At 36.5% G+C, this 23,648-nt stretch carries 20 protein-coding genes; 10 read left to right on the top strand and 10 right to left on the bottom strand.

The window, feature by feature from the left end:
* Positions 1-166 precede the first annotated feature (166 nt).
* The 4 genes from ACNQGJ_RS02890 (at position 167) to rpoN (ending at position 6,787) form a co-directional block, all read left to right on the top strand.
* A complete protein-coding gene (locus tag ACNQGJ_RS02890) occupies positions 167-2,584 on the top strand; it encodes an efflux RND transporter permease subunit (protein ID WP_417970254.1) in 2,418 nt (805 codons plus the stop codon).
* Between the two features lie 424 nt (positions 2,585-3,008).
* Positions 3,009-4,445, top strand: coding sequence for an asparagine--tRNA ligase (gene asnS, locus ACNQGJ_RS02885; protein WP_417970256.1), 1,437 nt, complete (start codon positions 3,009-3,011; stop codon positions 4,443-4,445).
* A 383-nt stretch (positions 4,446-4,828) separates the two neighbouring features.
* Entirely contained in the window at positions 4,829-5,224 is a 396-nt protein-coding gene (locus tag ACNQGJ_RS02880) for a GxxExxY protein (protein ID WP_417970258.1), read from the top strand.
* A gap of 96 nt (positions 5,225-5,320) precedes the next feature.
* The gene (rpoN, locus tag ACNQGJ_RS02875; protein WP_417970260.1) at positions 5,321-6,787 is read left to right on the top strand and encodes an RNA polymerase factor sigma-54; all 1,467 of its coding nucleotides are present in this window, start codon (positions 5,321-5,323) and stop codon (positions 6,785-6,787) included.
* Between the two features lie 217 nt (positions 6,788-7,004).
* Here rpoN and ACNQGJ_RS02870 read toward each other — a convergent pair whose 3' ends face one another.
* Positions 7,005-7,595 (bottom strand): thymidine kinase, encoded by a 591-nt coding sequence (locus ACNQGJ_RS02870; protein ID WP_417970262.1) that lies wholly within the window; start codon positions 7,593-7,595, stop codon positions 7,005-7,007.
* A 246-nt stretch (positions 7,596-7,841) separates the two neighbouring features.
* On the opposite strand from ACNQGJ_RS02870, the gene ACNQGJ_RS02865 reads away from it, so the two are divergent.
* The 6 genes from ACNQGJ_RS02865 to ACNQGJ_RS02840 all read left to right on the top strand — a co-directional run bounded on the left by ACNQGJ_RS02865 (position 7,842) and on the right by ACNQGJ_RS02840 (position 13,868).
* On the top strand, positions 7,842-8,963 hold the full coding sequence (locus tag ACNQGJ_RS02865; protein WP_417970264.1) for a prolipoprotein diacylglyceryl transferase: 1,122 nt from the start codon (positions 7,842-7,844) through the stop codon (positions 8,961-8,963).
* Between the two features lie 77 nt (positions 8,964-9,040).
* Complete coding sequence (gene rsmI / locus ACNQGJ_RS02860; RefSeq protein ID WP_417970266.1) at positions 9,041-9,754, top strand: 16S rRNA (cytidine(1402)-2'-O)-methyltransferase; 714 nt, start codon at positions 9,041-9,043, stop codon at positions 9,752-9,754.
* Positions 9,755-9,768: 14 nt separating this feature from the next.
* Positions 9,769-10,113, top strand: coding sequence for a HopJ type III effector protein (locus ACNQGJ_RS02855; RefSeq protein ID WP_417970268.1), 345 nt, complete (start codon positions 9,769-9,771; stop codon positions 10,111-10,113).
* Between the two features lie 106 nt (positions 10,114-10,219).
* Positions 10,220-11,911, top strand: a complete 1,692-nt coding sequence (gene recJ, locus ACNQGJ_RS02850) for a single-stranded-DNA-specific exonuclease RecJ (RefSeq protein ID WP_417970270.1) — start codon at positions 10,220-10,222, stop codon at positions 11,909-11,911.
* A 10-nt stretch (positions 11,912-11,921) separates the two neighbouring features.
* Positions 11,922-13,190: an MFS transporter gene (locus tag ACNQGJ_RS02845; protein ID WP_417970272.1), complete on the top strand. Its 1,269-nt coding sequence runs from the start codon at positions 11,922-11,924 to the stop codon at positions 13,188-13,190.
* A gap of 321 nt (positions 13,191-13,511) precedes the next feature.
* Positions 13,512-13,868: a hypothetical protein gene (locus ACNQGJ_RS02840; protein WP_417970274.1), complete on the top strand. Its 357-nt coding sequence runs from the start codon at positions 13,512-13,514 to the stop codon at positions 13,866-13,868.
* Between the two features lie 85 nt (positions 13,869-13,953).
* On the opposite strand, the gene ACNQGJ_RS02835 is transcribed toward ACNQGJ_RS02840, so the two are convergent.
* The 9 genes from ACNQGJ_RS02835 to ACNQGJ_RS02795 form a co-directional block, all read right to left on the bottom strand.
* Entirely contained in the window at positions 13,954-14,631 is a 678-nt protein-coding gene (locus tag ACNQGJ_RS02835; RefSeq protein WP_417970276.1) for a hypothetical protein, read from the bottom strand.
* 228 nt (positions 14,632-14,859) lie between these two features.
* A complete protein-coding gene (locus ACNQGJ_RS02830; protein ID WP_417970278.1) occupies positions 14,860-15,615 on the bottom strand; it encodes a UDP-2,3-diacylglucosamine diphosphatase in 756 nt (251 codons plus the stop codon).
* A gap of 4 nt (positions 15,616-15,619) precedes the next feature.
* Positions 15,620-16,084 (bottom strand): 6-pyruvoyl trahydropterin synthase family protein, encoded by a 465-nt coding sequence (locus tag ACNQGJ_RS02825; RefSeq protein WP_417970280.1) that lies wholly within the window; start codon positions 16,082-16,084, stop codon positions 15,620-15,622.
* A gap of 137 nt (positions 16,085-16,221) precedes the next feature.
* A complete protein-coding gene (locus tag ACNQGJ_RS02820; RefSeq protein ID WP_417970282.1) occupies positions 16,222-16,428 on the bottom strand; it encodes a hypothetical protein in 207 nt (68 codons plus the stop codon).
* Positions 16,429-16,534: 106 nt separating this feature from the next.
* Positions 16,535-17,107, bottom strand: a complete 573-nt coding sequence (locus ACNQGJ_RS02815) for a transposase (protein ID WP_417980308.1) — start codon at positions 17,105-17,107, stop codon at positions 16,535-16,537.
* A 667-nt stretch (positions 17,108-17,774) separates the two neighbouring features.
* Positions 17,775-19,868: a prolyl oligopeptidase family serine peptidase gene (locus ACNQGJ_RS02810; protein WP_417971357.1), complete on the bottom strand. Its 2,094-nt coding sequence runs from the start codon at positions 19,866-19,868 to the stop codon at positions 17,775-17,777.
* A gap of 480 nt (positions 19,869-20,348) precedes the next feature.
* Positions 20,349-20,939, bottom strand: coding sequence for a PDDEXK nuclease domain-containing protein (locus tag ACNQGJ_RS02805; RefSeq protein ID WP_417970286.1), 591 nt, complete (start codon positions 20,937-20,939; stop codon positions 20,349-20,351).
* The gene (locus tag ACNQGJ_RS02800) at positions 20,914-21,297 is read right to left on the bottom strand and encodes a DUF1016 N-terminal domain-containing protein (protein ID WP_417970288.1); all 384 of its coding nucleotides are present in this window, start codon (positions 21,295-21,297) and stop codon (positions 20,914-20,916) included. Before ACNQGJ_RS02800 ends, ACNQGJ_RS02805 begins: the two co-directional genes overlap by 26 nt.
* Positions 21,298-21,440: 143 nt before the next feature.
* A complete protein-coding gene (locus ACNQGJ_RS02795; RefSeq protein WP_417970290.1) occupies positions 21,441-23,648 on the bottom strand; it encodes a TonB-dependent receptor in 2,208 nt (735 codons plus the stop codon).

Below are 23,648 nucleotides of genomic sequence, written 5' to 3'. Positions count from 1 at the left end.
AAAAACAAAGATGAGAAATTCAAATGTATAATTTATATCTCACAAAATTATTTAATTGTAAAATAAAAAATCGATATAATTAGCCCCATAAAACAACAAAAAGTTTCAGTCAAAACAAATGATTTATTGTGGTTTTAACTACCTTTACCGCCGTTAAATATTAATTATGATTAAGTGGTTTAGTTTAGGATTTTGGGAATTAATAGCCCGAATTGTCCTCAGAAATAGAGTTTTAATGTTATCCATTATTGTTGTGATAACAGCACTTTTAGCACTACAATGGAAAAATATCCATTTTACATTTACCGAAGCTAATTTATTACCGGATGACAATATTGTAAATATTCAGTACAATGCCTTTTTGAATAAATTTGGTGAAGAGGGAAATTTGGTCATCTTAGGCGTAAAAGATAATACCATATTTACCCCAAAAGCATATGCCGCTTGGAGTAAACTGATGAATACGCTGAAAGAAGACAAAGCGGTAGATTTAGTAATTTCATTAAATGACTTAAAAAAATTACAAAAAAATGATTCGCTAAAAACCTTCGAACTGGTGCCTTTTGTTGACCAGAGCAAAACCGTTGACCAAGCGTATCTTCAAAAAATTAAAAAACAACTGTTTAATGATTTACCTTTTTACGAAGGATTGCTTTTCAACAAAAGATCAGGAAGCATTCGCTCGGCCGTTTACATGGATAAGAAAATTGTAAACACGGCGGCACGAAAAGATTTTATCTTAGAAAAGTTAGTTCCCGCAGTAGAAACATTCGAAAAAGAAACCGGAATCGACCTGCGTGTTTCAGGAATGCCTTACATCCGAACGCTAAATGCAAAAACCATTACAGATGAAATCAGCATCTTCATCGGAGCTTCATTATTAGTCACTTCACTACTTTTCTTTTTCTTTTTTAGAAGTTTTAGAGCCACGTTAATATCAATGATTATTGTAATTATTGGGGTAATGTGGTCCTTTGGATTTTTAGGATTACTGAATTACGAAATTACGGTTTTAACGGCTTTAGTTCCTTCTTTAATCATCGTTATCGGAATTCCGAATTGTATTTTTCTAACCAATAAATACCATCAGGAGTACAAAATTCACCACAATAAAGCCAAAGCATTACAGCGCGTTACGACCAAAGTGGGAATGGCAACCTTGATGACAAACCTGACCACGGCCATAGGCTTTGCTACGTTTGTTGCTTCTAATAATCAATTGCTACTGGAATTTGGGGTTGTGACTTCCATCAACATCATGGCACTTTTCTTTTTGTGTATCATTGTCATTCCTATTTTTCACAGTTATATTCCGGCTCCAAAAGAGCGCCACATCGAGCACCTGGACCGTAATTATGTGAAGGTATTTATGGATTGGATTCTGAGAAACGTAAAACACAATCGGTTTTCAATTTATGTCGTTTCGATTGTTTTGCTTGTCATTAGCATTGTTGGCATCTATGAAATGCGTATTTCCGGCAGTTTGATTGAAGACATGCCGAAAAAAGAGGCCTTTTTTGAAGACATTGTTTTCTTCGAAAACGAATTTGACGGGGTGATGCCACTGGAAATAATGATTGACACTAAACGTAAAAAAGGAGTCATGCGATTGCCTACGTTGCGGCGAATGGAAGAACTGCAGGAAACTATTGACGACATCCCGGAATTGTCAAAACCCATTTCTATTGTCAATCTGGTTAAATATTCCAAACAAGCATATTACAATGGAAATCCAGACTATTATGAATTGCCAACCTCGCAGGAACAGTCTTTTATTTTATCGTATGCTAAAAATGCCACAAAAAACTCCAAAGACAATCTGATGAAAAGCTATGTGGATTCGACAGGACAATTTGCTCGAATCACGACTTTTATGCGCGACGAAAACGGCGATAACATTGCCAAAATTGAAGCTGAAATTAGAAAAAAAGCCGATAAAATTTTCCCGCCCGATCAATACAAAGTGACCATCACTGGAAAAGCATTAGTTTTCCAAAAAGGAACTAGCTACCTGTTGGACAATTTACTTTCATCGCTGGCTTTCGCCTTTTTCCTGACAGCGCTTTTGATTGGTTTTATGTTTCGTTCATTCAAAATGGTATTGGTTTCTATCATCCCAAATTTATTGCCGTTAATGCTAACCGCAGGAATTATGGGCTTTCTGGACATTCCGCTGAAACCTTCGACGATATTGGTTTTCGGAATTGCATTTGGTCTTTCGGTGGATGACACAGTGAGATTCCTGTCGCAATACCGTGAGGAATTAAAGAAAAACAACTGGAAAATCCGAAAATCCGTTTACGCCACATTTACAGATGCCGGCTTGAGCATGTTCTACACCTCTATCGTGTTGTTCTTTGGATTTTCAGTGTTTATGTTGTCCAGTTTTGGCGGAACAATAGCGCTTGGTGGATTGATTTCACTGACATTATTGTTCGGGATGCTGTCTAATTTGATGTTGCTGCCGGCTTTGGTTCTGACCTTGAATAAAACGCTTGCCAATGAACAGGATTTTATCGAACCCAAAATAGACATCATTGAACCAAGTGATGCCGAAATTGACGATTTAGAAAAGAATAAGTAGCAGTATTTGGAGCTACTTCCCGCTATTCGTTACAATCTTCCTGGTTTTTAAAGAAAAAAACAGGAAGGATTTTCACTGCTATCGCGGCTAAGGAATTGTGGGCACTAGAAAATGATTTAATTCATCTTGTTTTATCCTGCACCGTTTCTTTTAACCCTACCGGTATATTTAAACACCCTTAAGGTTGAAAAAAACCATGCAGGAAATCGCTAAGAATAGTTTTAAAGTAATCCTAAATAACTCCCTTCGCTTAGCCCCGATAGCAGCGGCATCCTTTTACTTTTTCCTTTAAAAAGTAAAAGATATAGCGAATAGCGGGAAATAGCTCCTGATTACCCTATTTCTCTCAATGACTTTTAAAACAAATCATTTATATTTGCAGTTCAGTCACAAGACACTATTTAATATCAATTATATACCCAAAATGAGACATACAAAAGTTAAAGACTTATTAAACAGCACAACAACGCTTCATGAAGTGAATGCAAAAGGATGGGTGAGAACTTTTAGAAACAATCAATTTATTGCCTTAAACGATGGCTCGACCATTGATAATATACAATGTGTTGTCGACTTTGAGAACACACCAGACGAGACCTTAAAAAGAATAACAACTGGGGCAGCCATATCAGTAACGGGAACGTTGGTGGAAAGTAAAGGTGCTGGACAAAAATTTGAAATTCAGGTCGTTACGCTGGAAATCCTTGGGGATTCCGATGCGGAGAAATTCCCAATACAACCTAAAAATAAACCGAGCTTGGATTTCTTGCGCGAGAATGCGCATTTGAGAGTTCGTACTAATATGTTTGGAGCTATAATGCGTGTACGTTCGGTGTTGTCGTATGCAGTTCACAGTTATTTTCAAGAGAAAGGTTTTGTGTACGTGAATACACCAATCATCACGGGATCGGATGCCGAAGGTGCTGGCGAAATGTTCAAAGTTACCGCTTTGCCTTTTGACGGGACCCCAAGAACCGAAGATGGAAAAGTGAATTATAAGGAAGATTTCTTCGGGAAAGAGACGAACCTTACGGTGTCGGGACAATTGGAAGGAGAAACTTTCGCCATGGCTTTGGGTCAAATTTATACTTTTGGACCCACCTTTAGAGCCGAAAACTCGAATACTTCGCGTCACCTTGCAGAATTTTGGATGATTGAGCCAGAAGTGGCATTCAATGATTTGAATGACAACATGGATCTTGCCGAAGACTTTATTCAGCATGTAATCAAATATACTTTGGAAAAATGTCCGGAAGATTTGAAATTCCTCGAAGGAAGATTATTGGATGAAGAGAAATCGAAACCAGTTGCGGAGAGAAGCGAAATGGCATTACTCGACAAACTAAACTTTGTTTTGGAAAATAATTTCAAACGTGTTTCATACACCGAAGCCATTGATATTTTAAGAGACTGTACGCCAAATAAAAAGAAAAAATTCAACTATATCATTAACGAATGGGGAGCTGATTTACAATCAGAGCATGAACGTTATTTGGTGGAAAAACATTTTAAATGTCCGGTAATCTTGTTTGATTATCCGGCAAATATCAAAGCATTTTACATGCGTTTGAACGAAGACGGAAAAACGGTTCGCGCCATGGATATCCTTTTCCCAGGGATTGGAGAAATCGTGGGAGGTTCTCAAAGAGAAGAGCGTTTTGATGTTTTGGTTGAAAAAATGAAAGCCTTAGGAATTGACGAAGAGGAATTGTGGTGGTACCTTGATACCCGAAGATTCGGTTCAGCAGTTCACTCTGGTTTTGGACTCGGATTTGAAAGATTGGTATTATTTGTAACAGGAATGACAAACATTCGTGACGTAATTCCTTTTCCAAGAACGCCGATGAATGCGGAATTTTAGATTTTAGTACGAAGTTTTTTTGCCGAAAAGGCACTAAGACACTAAGTTTTTTTTTGTAAAGTTGGAAGGAGGTTTTGCCGCAAAGACGCTAAGACACTAAGTTTTTTAATGTGGTGAATGAAAATTAAAAAAACATAAAACTAAAAAAAAAGGTTTTGCCGCAAAGGCACTAAGACACTAAGTTTTTTAATGTGAAGAATGAAAATTAAAAACTTTTGTAAAACTGAAAAGAAGTTTTACGTGAATACATTAAGACTTAAAGAAATTGTAAAAAAAACTATTGTTTTATCTGTGTTTTTGTGATAAACTATTTTAGATAAAGGGCTTTGCGACGTGGTGCCTTCTTGGCAAGAAAAAAAAGTTAGTAGTAAAAAAAATAAAAAATGATTACAGAAAGAACTGAAGCCATTGCTAAAATAGTTGTTAATTCGGCTTTTAAAGTTCATAAAGAACTTGGACCTGGTTTATTGGAAGGAGTTTATGAAGTTTGTTTGGCTCACGAAATCAGTAAAGCGGGTCTTGCTGTAAAAAGACAAATAGACATTCCCATTGTTTACGATGGCATCGAATTTAGTGAAGGTTTACGACTCGATTTATTAGTTGAAGATTCAATTATTATAGAAGTAAATCCGGTAGAAAAAGTAAATCCGGTTTGGGAAGCTCAAATCATAAGCCATTTGAAATTGCTAAACAAAGATTTAGGATTTTTAATCAATTTCAATGTTCCATTAATAAAAAGTGGCATTAGAAGATTTATTTACACAAAAAAGAATTATTAATAAACTTAACTCCTTTGTGGCAGTAAAAATTAAATAAAAAAACTTTGTGCCTTTGCGTCTTAGTGGCAAAAAAGCAAATAAATTAATGCCTTAAATATGCTAAAGCAATTCTTAAATTTAAAATTATCACAGAAATTATCTCCTCAACAAATTCAGTTGATGAAGTTAATTCAATTGCCTACGCAAGCTTTTGAACAACGTTTATTAGAAGAAATGAACGAAAATCCTGCTTTAGAAGCTGGAAAAGAAGAAGATGAGTATGAAAAAGACGAATTCGAAAACGAAGATTATGACGATTATGATGATTCGGAATCAGATCGAATTGACGCCGAAGACATCAACATTGACGAATATTTAAGCAACGACGAAACTCCGGATTATAAAACACAGGCCAACAATTACAGTGACGACGATGAAGATCGCGAAACGCCTTTTGCCGCACCGGTAAGTTTTCACCAGGATTTAATTAATCAGTTGAATACGTTTATATTGAATGATGAAGAACGCGAAATTGCTGAATTTTTAGTAGGAAGTATTGATGACATGGGCTATATCCGTCGCAGCGTTCCTGACATGGTGGACGATATGGCGTTTACCCAAGGCATTTACACCGATGATAAAATGGTGGATAAAATGTTGCTGGTCATACATGAACTAGAACCTTCCGGCGTTGGCGCACGTGATCTACAAGAATGTTTGTTGTTGCAATTAAAACACAAAACACCAACGGAATCCGTAGAATTAGCAACTGATATTATCGAAAATCAGTTTGATGCGTTTACCAAAAAACATTATGATAAGCTATTACAAAAATATAATGTTTCAAATGAGCAACTGAAAAAAGCCATTCACGAAATAGAAAAACTAAATCCAAAACCTGGTGGATCCTTTACTGGAAATAATAAGGTAACGGAAAACGTAGTGCCTGATTTTGCTATCCGAATTGTCGACGGCGAACTGGAACTGACCTTAAACGGACGAAATGCTCCTTCCCTGCATGTTTCCAAAGATTATCAGGAAATGATGCAAACCTATAAGGATTCCAGAGATAAATCAGCACAGCAAAAAGATGCGGTGCAGTTTATCAAACAAAAGCTGGATTCGGCTAAATGGTTTATCGACGCGATCCGTCAACGCCAAGAGACGCTTTTTGTAACCATGAACGCGATTATGCATTATCAGCAGGAATATTTTCTGGAGGGTGATGAAACCAAGTTGAAACCGATGATTTTAAAAGACATTGCGGACATGGTGGGTCTAGATATTTCGACCATTTCACGTGTGGCCAACAGCAAATATGTGGAAACGCCTTATGGTACGAAACTGATTAAGGAATTCTTCTCGGAATCGATGAAAAACGACCAAGGGGAAGATGTTTCAACACTGGAAATAAAGAAAATTCTTCAAAATACAATTGAGGAAGAAGACAAGAAAAAACCACTTCCAGACGATCAACTGGCCGAAATCCTAAAAGAAAAAGGCTATCCAATCGCCAGAAGAACGATTGCAAAATACCGAGAACAACTCGATATTCCGGTAGCGAGAATGAGGAAGAAGATGTAACTAATTACGATTTTGTAATTGCGCATTACAATCCAGAATTATAGGTTCTCATTCTTTATTTTTTTTAAATCTGGCACAAAAAATAATATTTTTTTAAATTTAAAACCCTTTCAGAATTTTGAATTCTGAAAGGGCTTTAAATTTTTAATACTTTTGTATTTCAATCCAGTTTTCGGCTCCCTCTCCTTCGGAGAGGGTTTGGGAGAGGATTTCTATTTTACTTCTCCTGATCTTTCCGCATCGCGTGGTAATACGCGGCACGACTCAACGGTTCGTATTCTTCGGTTTCACCCAGCATAACGAGCTTATCATTGTCTGTTTTACGGAAACTATAATTCGCAAGATTTCCCGTGCGGGTACATACGGCGTGCACTTTAGTAACATATTCGGCTGTCGCCATTAATGCGGGCATTGGACCAAAAGGATTTCCCTTAAAATCCATATCCAATCCGGCAACAATTACCCGGATTCCCTGATTAGCCAAATCGTTACAAATTTTGACAATTTCGTCATCGAAAAACTGTGCTTCGTCAATGCCCACCACATCACAACCTTGCGCCAAAATAGCAATATTTGCAGCAGCAGGGACAGGTGTGGAACGGATTTCATTGGCGTCATGCGAAACGACCATATCATCATGATATCTTTTGTCAATTTCAGGTTTGAAAATTTCAACCTTTTGCTTGGCAAACTGGGCTCTTTTCAAACGACGGATTAATTCTTCGGTTTTACCCGAAAACATGGAGCCACATATGACTTCAATCCAACCAAATTGCTCTTTATGATTTACTGTATTTTCGAGAAACATTTTGTATTTTTCTGGCTTAAAAAATGAATAGTTTTTATTACTTTGTAAAGGATAAACCGACTTAAAAATTTTATACTTTTACGTCGTTTCAAAAGTATAAAATTTATCTCAAATCGGAGATTAGCGAGCACTTATTTAAAAAAATAAAAATCTCCTACACAAAGATTTCATTTTCCCGGGAAGATATAAAACGGAAGACAAAACGCAACAATAAAGACCCGCCTAACACACTATAATTTCAAAGTTATGAAAAAAAAATTGGAAGCCGATTTAATCAGCATTGCACACAGAGTATTACAACTAAAAAATAAATCTGATATCAATCAATTATATCTGGAAACGCAGAAACTATATGAAAAACTTTCTGTCTTACGATTTGTAGACGAACACTTTAGTGAGGCAAAACCAACTATTGGCGCTGCTGAAGTAGAGCAAAAAATTGAATCTATTTTTGATAAAAAGGAATCGGTTCAACCGGAAATCAAAGCTGCAGTCGAAGAAACTGGTGCCGAACAAATTCCTGAAACACCATTAGAACAATCAAAATCAACTGCTGATGCATCTGAATCTGAAACGATTGTTCCAGAAGAAAGCGTTGCTGAAGTAACTTTGGAAAAGCCAACAGTAACTGCCGGTGAATCTAAAACAAGTATCGAGGTCGAAGAAACTGTTGAGGCTCCTTTGGAAGAAACAACAGTCACCGCTGATGAATCTGAAAAAAAAATAGTAGAAAAAGAAATTGAAGAATTGCCTTTGGAAGAAACAAATTCCAATGAAAAAATAACCGCAGAAGAAAAAGAAGACCCCATTCTTGAGGAAGAAATAGTTGCGGAGGAAAAAGAAGCTTCAGAACCTGAAAATGCTCCATTCACTCCGGCTTTTGAACTATCTCAAGAGGAGGAAGTACAAACGGAACTGGAAATACCAAAGAAATTGGAACCGATACAAATTTCTTTCGAAGATTTATTGGGCGGAAATTACCATGACACTCAGTTTGTAAAAGTGCAACAAATTGAAAATATACCTACTGCAGTGGTAATCGAAACTCCAAAAGAAAGCGTTGCAGAAGACGAAAAAGTGATTCCCGCAAAAGAAGAAATTGCGGAACCAAAAACAGTTTCGTTGAACGAAAAATTAGCCAAAGGAATCAACATCGATTTGAATGACCGCATTGCTTTTATTAAACACCTTTTTGGAAACAGCGGTGAGGATTATAACCGCGTTTTGAATCAATTAATCACGTTTAATACGTTTTACGAAACCAGAGATTTTATCCAAGAAATGGTAAAGCCGGATTACAACAATTGGGAAGGAAAACAAGAGTATGAGGAACGTTTTATGGATATTATAGAGAAAAAATTCTTGTAAATTACCTTTACTTTTTCTGAATATACATTTGAACAAATACAGATTTAATCTAAAATCTGTATTTAATTATTTTATCTATGTCAAAATTATACATCGTTCCTACGCCTATTGGCAATCTCGAAGACATGACTTTTCGAGCGATTCGGATTCTTAAGGAAGTCGATTTGATTCTCGCCGAGGACACGCGTACGAGCGGAAAATTGTTAAAACATTTCGAAATTGGCACGCACATGTACAGCCATCACATGCACAACGAGCACAAAACCATCGAGAATTTAATTTCGAGGTTGAAAGCAGGAGAAAATATTGCCTTGATATCCGATGCCGGAACGCCTGCTATTTCGGATCCTGGTTTCTTATTGACCCGCGCTTGTGTTGAAAACGGAATTGACGTGGAATGCTTGCCTGGCGCGACGGCTTTTGTTCCGGCATTAGTCAACAGCGGTTTACCCAATGATAAATTTGTTTTCGAAGGATTTTTGCCTGACAAAAAAGGGCGACAAACCCGATATTTAGCGTTGGCAGAAGAAACTAGAACGATGATTTTATATGTTTCTCCCCATAAATTAGTGAAAACTTTAGCAGAATTCATCCCTTATTTTGGCGAAGACCGTCAAATCTCGGTTTCTAGAGAATTATCCAAATTACACGAAGAAAATGTTCGCGGAACGGTGAAAGAAGTGATCGCTCATTTTGATAAAATAGCGCCAAGAGGAGAAATTGTCGTCGTAGTCAGTGGAAAAACAATCATTAAAGAACCTAAAAAAAGTAAATTTTCGGAAGAAGAATAAACTATAAAAACAACATGAATTTAGAATCCTTTTTAGAAAAATTAAAGCAAACACCCCAATCCATCGCTTTTGCAGAAACTATTGCAATAATTGAAGAAAACTACGACTTTACTCCAACGGCATTTGAGAACGGTTTGCAACACAATGCTGCTGGAGAAAATTCAGGATCTTGCAAGTTATTTTCTTTCGCCGAAATTCAAAACCTATCTGAAGCGGAAACGTTGTCCTGTTTTGGAGCTTATTATTACGAAGATGTTTTAAAAAATCCAAACGGAACTGATCATCAAAATATTCGTAATTTCATGAAAACTGGTTGGGATGGAATTGCATTTTACGGAAGTGCTTTAGTATTGAAATAAAATTACAATCCGATGTCAGGTCGAGCGCAGTCGAGACACATCAGTTGGTCTCGACTGCGCTCGACCTGACAAAATTCCTAACAAAATTTTATAATCCCAAATCAATATGCGTTGGACTTTAAAACCAAAACCTTCCGAAGAAACTGTACAACATTTGGCGAAAGCTTTGAATGTAGAAGATTTTGTGGCCACTTTACTAGTACAACGCGGTATTGAAACATTTGAAGATGCCAAACGATTTTTTCGTCCGAGTTTAGATGATTTGCATGATCCATATTTGATGAAAGATATGGAAAAAGCAGTCGCTCGAATTGAAAAAGCAATTGAAAATGACGAAAATATTCTCGTTTTTGGCGATTATGATGTCGATGGAACCACCGCAGTTTCTCTCGTTTCTTCCTATTTAAAAACCTATTATCCAAACGTGGCAACCTACATTCCGGATCGTTATGATGAAGGCTACGGAATTTCATTTAAAGGAATTGACTTTGCTGATGACAACGGATTTTCACTCATTATTGCTTTGGATTGTGGCATAAAATCCATCGATCATGTGGCTTACGCCAAAGAGAGACATATCGATTTTATCATTTGCGACCACCACAGACCGGGAGATTTTTTACCCCAAGCCGTTGCCGTTCTCGACCCGAAACGTGACGATTGCAACTATCCTTATGATGAATTGTGTGGTTGCGGAATCGGTTTTAAATTGATTCAGGCTTTGGGCCAAAACCGAAACCAGACAATTGATGATTTGATTCCGTATCTGGATTTAGTTTCGGCTGCCATTGCCGCTGATATTGTCCCAATGACCGGCGAAAATCGGGTGCTGGCTTATTTTGGATTACAAGTCATTAACACTGACCCAAGACCAGGAATTAAAGCCATCATTCACCAAATAAAAAAACAAACTTTAGATATTACCGATGTTGTTTTTATCATTGCGCCCCGAATAAACGCTGCAGGTCGCATCAAACACGGGAATCATGCGGTAGAATTATTAACTGAATTTGATTTTGAGCAAGCCCAACAATTTGCTTCTGAAATTGAAGCGTATAATTCGGAGCGAAAAGACTTAGACAAATTAATCACCAAAGAAGCGTTACAGCAAATTGAGGAAAACAATGAAAAAGAGCGTTTTACCTCCGTCGTTTTTCAAGAAGATTGGCACAAAGGTGTGATTGGAATTGTCGCTTCCCGATTGATAGAAACGTATTATCGACCAACACTTGTTTTTACCAAAAGTGGGGATAAATATGCGGCTTCTGCACGTTCTGTAAAAGGATTTGATGTATATAATGCACTCGAAGCCTGTACCGAGCATTTAGAGCAATTTGGTGGTCACATGTATGCTGCAGGAATGACTTTGGCGGCAGAAAAGTATCAAATCTTCAAAGATGCTTTCGAAAAAGAAGTCGAAAGGACCATCCATCCGGATATGTTGACACCCGAAATTGCAGTTGATGCCGAAATTGATTTTGCCGATATTACTCCAAAATTAATTCGAATCCTGAAACAATTTGAACCGTACGGACCGCAAAATATGACGCCAATTTTCCTAACCAAAAACATCAAAGACACCGGCTACGGAAAACCGCTAGGTCAAGAAGACGAACATTTAAAACTTTTTGTAAAACAAAACAACTCCGAAGGTCTTGCAGCAATTGGTTTTAATTTGGGAAACAAAATCGAATTGACTACTCATCAAAAAACTTTTAAAGCCGTGTATTGCATCGATGAAAATGAATGGAAAGGAAAATTAAGTTTGCAATTGCGATTGCGAGATATTAAAGAATGATTCTTTTGTTATGAAAAAAAAAGACCCTTACTCGGCGTTGCGTTATAAAGAATTCAACATTTTTTTGTTATTGCGTTTTGCCATGGTTTTTGGCTGGTCGATGCAGTTTATCGTCATTGAATGGGAAGTTTACAGTTTGACCAAAAATCCGTTGTCGTTAGGAATCATTGGATTAATGGAAGTCATCCCAGCCATTTCAATGGCTTTATTTGCCGGACACATTGTCGATCAAAAGGAGAAAAAAGGATTACTTTTCAAATGTATTTTAGGGTTTTCAATCATTAGTTTGGGTCTGTTTTTATTTACGTGGCCACCCTTTATAAAAGATTTTTCTGCTCAAACTATTTTATACTCCATTTACTTTTTCGTGTTTTTAGGCGGATTGGTTCGTGCTTTTCTTGGCCCGACGATATTTTCTCTTTTGGCATTGATTGTTCCTAAAAAAATATACCCAAATGCTGCTACATGGAGCAGTTCTGTTTGGCAAATAAGTTCCGTTTTAGGACCTGCAGTAGCCGGCTTTTCGATCAATTGGATTGGTGTTCATTGGTCCATGTCGATTGTTTTGGGATGCTCACTACTTGCGTTAATGGCTTTAACCCAAATCGCAACAAAACCTATTTTGAATCCAAAAATTGGCGAACCCATTATGGAAAGTTTGAAGGAAGGCGTGAAATTTGTCTTCAACAATAAAACAATTTTGGGTGCTTTAACACTCGATATGATTGCCGTTCTTTTTGGAGGAGCTGTAGCTTTGTTGCCCATTTTTGCGCAGGATATTTTAAAAGTAGGCCCGCAGGGATTTGGTGTTTTGAGAGCCGCTCCGGCAGTTGGCGCATTTTTAATGCTAATAATATCCGCTTATATTCCTTTTACTAAAAATGCGGGTATGAAATTATTGTCGGCAATTTTTGCATTTGGAATATGTATTATCATTTTTGGACTTTCGTCTATATTTTGGTTGTCCGTTGCGGCTTTATTTTTAAGCGGTGTTTTCGATGGGATTTCAGTAGTGATACGCCAAACTATTTTGCAATTGAAGACTCCTGATCACATGCGAGGCCGAGTTGCAGCCGTGAATTCTATTTTTGTGGGTTCGTCTAACGAATTGGGCGCTTTTGAAAGCGGATTAACCGCAAAGCTGATGGGAACCGTTAGCGCTGTAGTTTTTGGCGGAAGCATGACATTGATTACCGTATTTCTTACCGGAGCCGTATCGCCTACTTTTAGAAAACTGGACTTGCAAAAAGATATTGAAGAACACGAAAAGAGCGAGTAATTACTACTGTCTGAACACAAATATATTTATACATTAGAATAGAACACAGATTTGACAGATTAGACCGGTCGTCACAGATTTTTGTGATTATAACATGAAAAACCAACATGATTATGATACTTCGGTACATTCCTTTTTCAATTAGAATAGAAAAGGACAAATTTAAATCTGTGTTAATTTGTTCGATCCGTGTTATCTGTGTTCTATTTTAAGATGTATCCAGACCGCAGGATTACTTACCGACTTTTTTATGCCTTTTTTATGTTTTATTATTTAGAACAAATATAAATAATGCGTATTTTTGTTTCAAACTGATGACACATGCAAGAAATAAAACAAATATATCATAACCATTTAGGCACGGCTTTTTACTGGAGAAAGGATAATGATGTTGTACTAGACAAAGTTCAACTAGTTTTTAGAGAAACGGGCTTTTATTTTACCCAGCAGGAACTGCAACTATTTAAGCGCTGTATTGAGGACAGTTACATCCAAAATAAATGCTGCGACAATTGTGAACTGAAAAACAAATGCCACAAATTTTTACTCAAAACGCCTTGTTCCCAAATTGATTTGGCCGTTTCCATGGAAGAATTAGATGCCGTAAAAGACTTAGTGGAAGGGACTTTATTTAAAATAAATTTAGATGATTATTTGTATGGCGTGGGAATGAATTAGAGATTTGCTAAATATCATTTAAACTTTTTTTGCAGACACGAACGAGACGCTGGCACCAACCAGAGTTTGTTTACTCCTGTTTTCATTATCGCTTCCTAATTATTAAATATTGACTTTCTTTTATGCTACGAATGTTTTTTTCAAGGATGTCAATGATTTTTTTACTTATTAAAGAGTTATTATGGGTGTAGTTCATATTATATCTTTTTTTATCAAAATTATCCGTTGCATTTTCCAATTTAAAATTGTCAAAATACTTAGCAACTATTTTGTTATTTAGTATGAATTTAAAGCTCTGGTAGTCTGAATGATCTCTAAAAATTGAACTATATGTTTTTTTGCCGTTCCTATAAAATTTATATTGGAAATTCTTTATTTTTTCTTTTTCTATAATATTAATATTTTCAAAATATATGACCCAAAAATCATCTTCGAAACCTTCAATCTCTGAATATTCATAGCAATTATTTATTTTGGTTATAAATGTTTTACCTTTTTCTTTCCAAAACACAAAAACAGGTTGATTGATAAGTTCGTCTCTGCACAATTCTTGTTTTTCTTTATCATTTAAATTTGAAAAGTCAAATGTAATATCACAACCAACACAATAACTTTCATAAATACAAACAGTGTCAATTTTCTTTTCAACAAGTTTTTTGATAAAGTTTGATACTAATTTGTCAAGATTGTCATTTGAAATATTTTGAGAATTCCCAATAAAACTTACAAATAAGAAAACTAAAATTATTACTTTATTTTCCATTAAATCTATTTAATATTCTTCGTCTTTTTAAAATCGCGGGTAAAGTTTATATAGGTCTGACAAAAGCATCAAAATCCTGCCAAATTTATAGAGATTGATCTTATAATCATCAAATATTACCTCAATCAAATATATACAAAAAGAAGACGCTAATATTAAACCACATGCTAATTTTTAAGCTTTTTAGACAATCAAAAAAAACAAAAGTAAAGAAGAAAATCTTAAAATTTATTGATACTTTTTGATTTCGAAATTCTCGCCATTAAAAATACCATAGGTAAAATAAGTAATCCAGTCACCAAGATTGACGTATTCGGAATTTTCTCCTACTGTTACTTTCATAGGCAAGTGACGGTGGCCAAAAATAAGGTAATTGTAGTGTTTGATTTCTAATTTTCTTTTAGAATAAAGAATGAGCCATTCGTTGTCTTCGCCAAGAAAAGTCACATCTTCATCGCCAGAAATCAGTTTATTTTTTACCGAAAGGTATTGCGCCAGTCTCACGCCAATATCAGGATGAAGCCATCTGAAAAGCCATTTGAAAAACGGATTTGTAAATATTTTTTTCATGCGTTTGTATCCTAAATCGCCAGGGCCTTTTCCGTCTCCGTGGCCAATTAGGAATGTTTTATTCCCAAAAGTGTATTCTTGATTGCCATGAAATACGGGAATATTGAGTTCTTTCTGGAAATAATCGGACATCCATAAATCGTGATTTCCTACGAAGAAATAAATTGGAATTCCGCTGTCTCGGATTTCGGCGAGTTTGCCTAAAATACGAATAAAGCCTTTTGGGACTACGGTTTTATATTCGAACCAAAAATCAAATAAATCGCCCAATAGAAAAATAGCTTCAGCATCGCCTTTTACTTCGTCGAGCCAAGCCACAAATTTTTGTTCTCTCGGAAAACTCAATGCGGGTGTTGGCGCTCCAAAGTGCTGATCGGAGGCGAAATATATTTTTTTGTTATTGGGTAATTGCATGGAGTTACATTATGGATTTCACATTATCGCTGGCAAACCATTCAGCGAAAGAAGAATCAGTTTCTTGTAATTTTAAGGAAAAAAGAGAGATTCCCTCCGGTAATCGGCTGATGATTCTTTGAGAAAAATCAACTACCATGTTTTCGCTCGTTGGTTGGTACTCTACCAAAATAACGTGGTGTCCGCGGCTCACTAATTCGTTTGCCAATTCGATATGCGGCGTTGTTCCGTTGAAAACAGTTGCATGGTCAAATTGATCTACAATTTCTTCTTTTACAATTTTTTTTAAATCTGTGAAGTCAATCACCATTCCAAATTTCACATTGGAACGATCTATTATTGGAGTTCCAATTACCGTTACTGACAATTTATAACTATGTCCGTGGACATTTTTACATTTCCCGTCATAGCCGTATAAGGCATGTCCGGTTTCGAAACTAAATTGTTTTGTAATTCTGATATTGCTCATCGGAGTTTAATTTTGGTGCAAATTTAGCAAATTGATATGAGAAATGAGATGTAATTCTTGGTATTTGGATTCCAAAGAAATCTAGGTACTATCTTGAATACCTAATTTATATTGATTAATATTTTAATATCTTTGAATTAGCAGAGAGGAAGCGTACTGTGATTTTTCACCGGACGTTTACCTTGTTTAGCCTCAACTTGTTTGGGGCTAATTTTTACTTCTATTTCTAGGCATGCGCCTTTTTCATAGACGAGCAGAGAAGAAAGCTCCTGCTCTTTTTCTTGGATATTTTCTTTGTAAGTGGAATCATATATTTCATTCTTTTTCCATAAATGATAGACCATTACTAATATTTTTTCTGTACTGCTACATAACTTTTCATTTTTATCCCGTGTTTTTCAAAGGTTCGGTTATATAAATCTAAAAATGGCTTTTCTTTACATTGAATCACTACCAGTAAAGGCATATGTAATTTTTTCGTATTCTAGAATTCCCTTTTTTGCATATTTTAGTTTTACCAACACGTGTCCCTGATTGTGATTCTACCACATCGTACCCTGTATAGGACACCAATTGCTTGTAATTCCTAAACAACTCAAATCCATTTGTTTCGGCTAATATTGTAGCTATTGTAAGTGTTCCAAGACCTTTCATCGCCAAAATATTTTTGACTTTTCTTTCTATATTCTCATTCGACTTGATATGCAACTTCATGCTATAATCTAATTCTTTTAGTTGCAAATCAAATAATTCTAAGGTGCTTTTTAGCTGATTGATTATTGATTCTGTTCGATACATCCCAAACTCCAGTGCGTGTAATTGATTATTAATTACAGATTTCAATTCCTGAATATTTTGATGTTGCCTGGTGTAACGACGCAATTCATAATAAAAACGACCCAATGGCTGCCATAATTCCAGACATTGTTCTGCTCCCGTTTGTGATAGTCCTCTCTCATCTATCGAATCATTCTTTGATTTCAAACCCAAACATTCTAAATATTTTTTCGCATTGTTTGTCAAAATTATTGAGGTTTTATAATCCTTTTCAAATAAATACAAAGCACGTGATAAATACCCGTAGCTTCCATACAAATAACCAAAGGAACTTGGTGCACTTTGTGCCCCTTTTCAATCCAATGCTCTAGTTTTTTATATCCCTCTAAATTGTTGCTGAAAACAATTTTTGATTTAAAAGTTACTTGTTGTTTTCGTTTATAACACTAATACAGCCATCAATCTTTTTGCTTGAAACATCTGAACCTACTGAATACTTTAAATCCATAACTTTTAAATTTACGATAAACAAAAAAGTACACGGATCTTGGCTCATAAGTTATACTGCATCTAAATTCAAAACCTAGTGCTTAAGCACTATTGTGACTTGAAATGTAATTAAAATGAAGTTGATTAACCTAGCTTACAATATCATCTTTGACGTATCTGGCTCTGATAGAATTTTGCAACTTCATTTTGCTTATCAATTGTTACTATTTCAAAGATAAGTATTTCATAAATCTCTAACCTTAGCAAAGATATGAGCCCTGATGGCAATGGCACCCTTTTCCTTCCGCCTCTTTCGGCGGAGGAAAAGATACAGTGTACAGCAGGAAAAAGCTCCTGAAATAAATTCAGAATAAATCCTGAAATATCCCGAAGCGTCGGGACAGAATAAATCCTGTTATTCCAACTATGGCAATAAAACGACTCCCATGTTGAATAAGGTAAAGGCCTGAATATCGACGTTTTCCTGAATGGTTGCTGCCACGGATTTTCCGGCGCCATGTCCTGCATTGATGTCAATACGAATTAGGGTTGGGTTTGTTCCGGTTTGTTTTTCCTGTAATTCGGCAGCAAATTTAAAACTGTGCGCCGGCACTACTCTATCATCGTGATCGCCAGTAGTGACCATCGTTGCCGGATATTGAATCCCTTTTTTTATGTTGTGTACGGGAGAATAGCCTTTGATGTAGCTGAACATTTCCTTGCTGTCCTGCGCCGTTCCGTAATCATACGCCCAGCCTGCTCCTGCGGTAAAGGTGTGGTAGCGCAACATGTCCATCACGCCCACTGCCGGCAAAGCGACTTTCATCAACTCTGGACGTTGCGTCATGGTAGCGCCCACTAGCAATCCTCCGTTTGACCCACCACGAATGGCTAGGTATTGTGAGGATGTATATTTCTCTGCAATCAGATATTCTGCGGCTGCTATGAAATCATCAAATACATTTTGTTTTTGCATTTTGGTTCCGGCATCGTGCCATTTTTTCCCGTATTCGCCACCGCCACGTAAATTTGGTACGGCATAAACGCCTCCGTTTTCCATCCAAACGGCATTGGCAATACTGAAACTTGGTGTCAAACTCACGTTAAACCCTCCGTAACCGTACAGCATCGTTGGATTTGTTCCGTCGAGTTTCAATCCTTTTTTATGGGTGATAATCATCGGGATTTTGGTTCCGTCCTTGGAGGTATAGAACACTTGTTTGGACTCGTATTGCTCGCTGTTGAAATCTACTTTTGGTTTTTGATACACCGTAGAAGTTCCGGTTTGTGGTTCGAATGAAAAAGTAGAACCCGGCGTAATGTAATTTGTGAAGGAATAATATAATGTTTTCTCTTTTTTCTTTCCGCCAAAACCACCGGTCGTTCCTACGCCTGGCAACTTAATTTCACGAACCAGTTTCCCCGAATAATCATATTGTTTTACCACCGAAACGGCGTCTTTCATATAATTAGCAAAGAAATAACCGCCACCTGTTGATGGAGACAACACATTCTCAGTCTCTGCAATAAAATCTTTCCAGTTCTCCGGTTTTGGGTTGTTGACATCCACGGTAACGATGCGTTTGTTGGGCGCATTCAAGTCGGTTTCTATGAATAATTTTCCGCCTTCGTTCTCAATGATATTGTTGTCGCTCTTGAAATTATCCACAATAGTCCCAATAGGACTGTTTGGTTTTGTCAAGTCTTTGATGTACAATTCGTTTCCGTAGGTAGAATTTGACGCCGTAATTACTAAATAACGGTCGTCTTCGGTAACTCCACCACCTACATAACGGCGCTTTTGGTTGGTACCAAAAATTACTTTATCGTCTTTTTGTGCAGTTCCCAATTTATGGAAATACAATTTATGTTGGTCGGTTTTAGCCGATAATTCGCTTCCTTTTGGTTTGTCATAACTGGAATAGTAAAATCCTTCGTTTGCTTTCCAAGACACACCGCTAAATTTCACGTCGACTATAGTGTCTTCGATTATTTTTTGGGTAATGGCATCCATGATAATGACTTTTCTCCAATCGCTTCCCCCCTCTGAAATAGCGTAGGCTACTTTAGAACCGTCTTTGGAGAAATCCAGTCCGCCAAGCGATGTGGTTCCGTCTTTAGAAAACGTATTGGGATCTAAGAACACGGTTTCGGTTCCTTTGGCGTCTTTTCTGTACAACACCGATTGGTTTTGCAAACCGTTATTTTTATAGTAATACGTGAAATTTCCTTCATTGAAAGGCGCTCCTATTTTCTCATAATTCCACAGTTTTTCCATTCTTGCTTTCAGCACATCACGAAACGGAATTTGAGCTAAATAACCATAGGTCACTTCGTTTTGGGCTTTTACCCAAGCACCGGTTTCTACTGATTTGTCGTCTTCGAGCCAGCGATACGGATCCGGAAGTTTAGTATCGAAATACACATCCACGGTTTCCCCTTTACTTGTTGTGGGATAAATTACCATTTTTGGTTTTTGATTTTGGCCAAAAGTTGCCATTGCAGAAGATACAGCCATTATTAAAAAAGTTTTTTTCATATGTTGATATTTATTGTTTTTCATTGGTCATTTGTAATTGTTTCACCTGTTCGCTATGCTCGAGTCGCATATTATCATTGGTGCTTGCGACCCAATTACCTTAATGCTCATTTCATTAGATTCTGTTTTAGGTTATTACAAAAATAGGGAAAATAGTTAGTCTTGTAACGGTGAGAAAGTCCTAAATAAAACTAAAAAATGGTGTTTGGAGAAAGGGATTTTATAAAATATTTCTATTAAGTTCAAATATAGTAATTAAGATACTTCTTCATTTACTTAAATTATTCATTCCTTATTTAAGTTTTCTATCAGTTTTCTTAATTAAAGGAAAAGTTATTTAAGTTTTTTGCTTGTTTTCTTAAATAAGGGTTTGTAAAAACTTTAAATCTAATATCATTACTAAAGACAAAATATTAAATGACTAAGTATTCTATTCAATATCTGTATCCTGACGGTGCGTTATTCACTTTCTTTTCCTTGCTCAAAATTCTGTAATTCAATATTCACTGCTTCCAACAACTGCTGTTCCGTTGGCAGGTATAATTTATATTGACTGGCTACAATATTTTTTTCGTTTTCCGGCAGCGTAAATTTTACGACACCGTCATTTTTATTGGCACAAAGCAAAATACCAATAGTTGGATTTTCACGGGGCAGTTTCTCTATTCGGTCGTAATAATTGACATACATCTGTAGTTGACCGATATCCTGATGCGTAAGTTTATCTGTTTTGATTTCGATAATGACGAAGCATTGTAATATTCGATTATAAAAAACTAAGTCTGTAAAAAATTCATCGCCATCAATGTGTATTCTTTTTTGTCTCGCGACAAATGAAAAACCATTTCCCAGTTCCAATAAAAAATCTTGCAAATGGGTAATTATAGCGCTTTCTAAATCTCTTTCGTAATAAGCCGCTTCCCGTTTTAGTCCCAAAAATTCTAAATACATCGGGTCTTTTATAATCTCTTTAGCATCCGAAGGCAGTTTTTCGTTTTTGGCAACAGCGAGTACGCTTTCTTTATCATTGCTGAACACTTTCCGCAACATAAAACTCTCTTTTATATTGATTGTCAATTGCTAAAAGGAATTTATATTGTGTCCAACTCAATTGTGTCCGCAGTGCGGACACAATTGGGAAAGTGCGATAAAATTGGCGATACCAATTTAATTGTCGATAAGAAAAGCCACTTCCATATTCTGGTTGTAATTGTTCAGCGAGGAATTTAATTAAGTATGTTCCATAATCTGCACGTTCTTTCCCGTCTTGTTCTTCCTCAAAAATACGTTGCCCAATATACCAATACATCAAGGTTCTTTCATTGTCCACAGCTTTAATCGCTTTGTCTTTCGAAGCTGCTATAATGGCTTTAATATCAGGAATTACAGATTGGTTTTGTAGCATCATTATTTTGGTTTATAAAATTCATTCGATTCTGTACACAATAATACGAAAAAAGCACTGAAACAGTAATAAATGCTTTTTGTGCTTAAACCAAAAAAACGCTACTCTTTCGAATAGCGTTTTTGTTTTTTACTCCTGCAAATAAATCACAAATTAAAATTCACACCCAAAATGATGTTTCTTCCAATGTTTGGAATACCATCGGTTTTTAGACGAGAAAGATGTGCAATATATCTTTTATCAAATAAATTATTCCCGTTTATATTGACATCAAAAGCAGTTTTACCCAACTTTACAATTCCGCCAAAACCTAAATTCACTAAGTTGTACCCATTCGATTCTGTTTCAAATCCACTTACATTTTTTTGATTGAACGTGCTGGAAACATTTAGGGTTGCAAAACCATCTTCTAACCAGTTTTTGATTTTGAATTCGGTTCTAATGGTGTTGTTCCAATTGTTTGCCGGGATTAACGGTAAGTAATCTCCGTTTTGCTTCTCACCGGTTACAGTTTCATAACTCGTTTCAAAATGCAACCAATCCAATGGATGCGGATGAAAATGCAGTCCGATTTCGCCTCCATACAATTTAGCGTTATTCTGAATATAATCAAAAACATCGTTCTCTGCAACGATTTCTCCAGTTGGCGAGGTGTAAATATAATTGTTGATGTGATTGTAAAATCCGTTTACAAAAAACTCAAAATGATCCGTTTTGTATTCTAAATTTAAATCCGTTTGCACGTTTTGCTCGGTTTCTAAATCGCTGTTTCCTACTTCATAGCGATTCGTTCCTTCATGAACTCCATTAGAAGTTAATTCGGCAAGGTTTGGCGCTCTAAATCCTGAAGCTACATTCAACCGCAACGTCAAATCATCGGCCAGATTAGTTTTGTAACCCAACGATGCATTAAAACTGTCGTATGATTTATCGATAGCTTTAAAGGAACCTTCTTCACCTGCAGTTCCTTGTGCATCCGTAATAATATTTCTATTATCGAAACGCAATCCGGCTTGTAGCACATTCGTATTCCACTCATAATTAGCTGTCCCAAAAACGCCAAAATCAATGGTAACCGCATCCGGAATTAAATATTCTTCCCCTGAATTTCTATTGGTTTGGTGCATTCCCTGTACCCCAACAATGGTTTCTATTTTTCCCATTTTCGGTAGATGGTATTTTGCATTGTAATTGAATGTCTTCAATTTCATGTGCAAAATGGCCACATTGCTGTCTTCAAACTCACTTCGATCATTGGCAATATACCCTAAGTCGACATCCAACTTTGATTTTTCGAAAAAGAAAACATTGTTCAAACTCAACAAATGATTAAAAATTCCTTGTTTTGGAAATCCAGTTTTCTTGCTCGTCGTTTGGTCCGCAATACCATCTTCCGGAATTCCTAAATCTAATTCATTATAATTGTAACGCAGTACGCTTGAAAACTTGGCATTACTATACCCAATTCCTGTTTTAAAATCGGTTTCATTGTAACGGGTATTTGTCACTCGGTCGCCATCAGCAGTTTGATAATCAGAATGGGTATTGTAACTTCCCCGAGCCATAAATTTCCAGTTGTCTGTGGAGGTTTTCAAACCCAAAGAGGAATTGCTTCCCGCGGTATTCGAGAAATATTTTTGACTGAAGTTTGCTTTAAAAGTATTCGCATCAGCAAATTTTTCGGGGTTAAAATACAAAACGCCACCCAAAGCATCGGAACCGTACAACAAAGAAGCCGGTCCTTTAATCACCTCAACACTTTCTATTCCGGAATCGTTCAATCCCAAACCGTGTTCATCACCAAACTGTTGATTTTCTATTCGAACGCCTTGTGAATACACCAAAACACGATTGCCGCTCAAACCGCGAATCACCGGTTTCCCAATAGAGGTTCCGGTAGAAACCTGCGAAACTCCCGGGATAGTGGCCAACCCTTCGATTAAAGTGGACGTTCCTTTTCGTTGCATATTTTTGATGCTTTCGTGCTCCACTTTCATCACGTTTTGCGATTGTATCTTATTGAAAGCGGTTGAAACAATAACTTCGTCCATTTCGAAGATTGTTGCCTCAAGGATGATATCTAGCGTGTTTTCGTTTTGAAGACTGTTTATGGTTTTATTTTGGGTCGCAAATCCTAAGAAACTAAAGCTGATTTTTATGTTTCTACTTGGCAGATTGGAAAATGCATATTTTCCGTTTTCATCGGTGGTGGTTCCTTTGTGCAATTCGGATGCATATACCGAAACCCCTTTTATGGGTTGGTTTTTCAAATCAGTCACGGTTCCCGATAGCGTATTTTGTGCTTGAAGCATCGCTGAAAACCCCAAGAACAGGGTAATAATAAATTTTTTCAT

The organism is Flavobacterium cryophilum (genome assembly GCF_048286555.1).
Classification (GTDB): domain Bacteria; phylum Bacteroidota; class Bacteroidia; order Flavobacteriales; family Flavobacteriaceae; genus Flavobacterium.
The sequence above is the reverse complement of the archived record's forward strand: the minus strand, read 5'-3'. Positions and strand labels throughout refer to the sequence as shown.

Coding starts and splice junctions, on each gene's coding strand:
- ACNQGJ_RS02890 (WP_417970254.1), top strand. CDS start 167: ATGATTAAGTGGTTTAGTTTAGGATTTTGGGAATTAATAGCCCGAATT.
- asnS (WP_417970256.1), top strand. CDS start 3,009: ATGAGACATACAAAAGTTAAAGACTTATTAAACAGCACAACAACGCTT.
- ACNQGJ_RS02880 (WP_417970258.1), top strand. CDS start 4,829: ATGATTACAGAAAGAACTGAAGCCATTGCTAAAATAGTTGTTAATTCG.
- rpoN (WP_417970260.1), top strand. CDS start 5,321: ATGCTAAAGCAATTCTTAAATTTAAAATTATCACAGAAATTATCTCCT.
- ACNQGJ_RS02870 (WP_417970262.1), bottom strand. CDS start 7,595: ATGTTTCTCGAAAATACAGTAAATCATAAAGAGCAATTTGGTTGGATT.
- ACNQGJ_RS02865 (WP_417970264.1), top strand. CDS start 7,842: ATGAAAAAAAAATTGGAAGCCGATTTAATCAGCATTGCACACAGAGTA.
- rsmI (WP_417970266.1), top strand. CDS start 9,041: ATGTCAAAATTATACATCGTTCCTACGCCTATTGGCAATCTCGAAGAC.
- ACNQGJ_RS02855 (WP_417970268.1), top strand. CDS start 9,769: ATGAATTTAGAATCCTTTTTAGAAAAATTAAAGCAAACACCCCAATCC.
- recJ (WP_417970270.1), top strand. CDS start 10,220: ATGCGTTGGACTTTAAAACCAAAACCTTCCGAAGAAACTGTACAACAT.
- ACNQGJ_RS02845 (WP_417970272.1), top strand. CDS start 11,922: ATGAAAAAAAAAGACCCTTACTCGGCGTTGCGTTATAAAGAATTCAAC.
- ACNQGJ_RS02840 (WP_417970274.1), top strand. CDS start 13,512: ATGCAAGAAATAAAACAAATATATCATAACCATTTAGGCACGGCTTTT.
- ACNQGJ_RS02835 (WP_417970276.1), bottom strand. CDS start 14,631: ATGGAAAATAAAGTAATAATTTTAGTTTTCTTATTTGTAAGTTTTATT.
- ACNQGJ_RS02830 (WP_417970278.1), bottom strand. CDS start 15,615: ATGCAATTACCCAATAACAAAAAAATATATTTCGCCTCCGATCAGCAC.
- ACNQGJ_RS02825 (WP_417970280.1), bottom strand. CDS start 16,084: ATGAGCAATATCAGAATTACAAAACAATTTAGTTTCGAAACCGGACAT.
- ACNQGJ_RS02820 (WP_417970282.1), bottom strand. CDS start 16,428: ATGGTCTATCATTTATGGAAAAAGAATGAAATATATGATTCCACTTAC.
- ACNQGJ_RS02810 (WP_417971357.1), bottom strand. CDS start 19,868: ATGGCTGTATCTTCTGCAATGGCAACTTTTGGCCAAAATCAAAAACCA.
- ACNQGJ_RS02805 (WP_417970286.1), bottom strand. CDS start 20,939: ATGTTGCGGAAAGTGTTCAGCAATGATAAAGAAAGCGTACTCGCTGTT.
- ACNQGJ_RS02800 (WP_417970288.1), bottom strand. CDS start 21,297: ATGATGCTACAAAACCAATCTGTAATTCCTGATATTAAAGCCATTATA.
- ACNQGJ_RS02795 (WP_417970290.1), bottom strand. CDS start 23,648: ATGAAAAAATTTATTATTACCCTGTTCTTGGGGTTTTCAGCGATGCTT.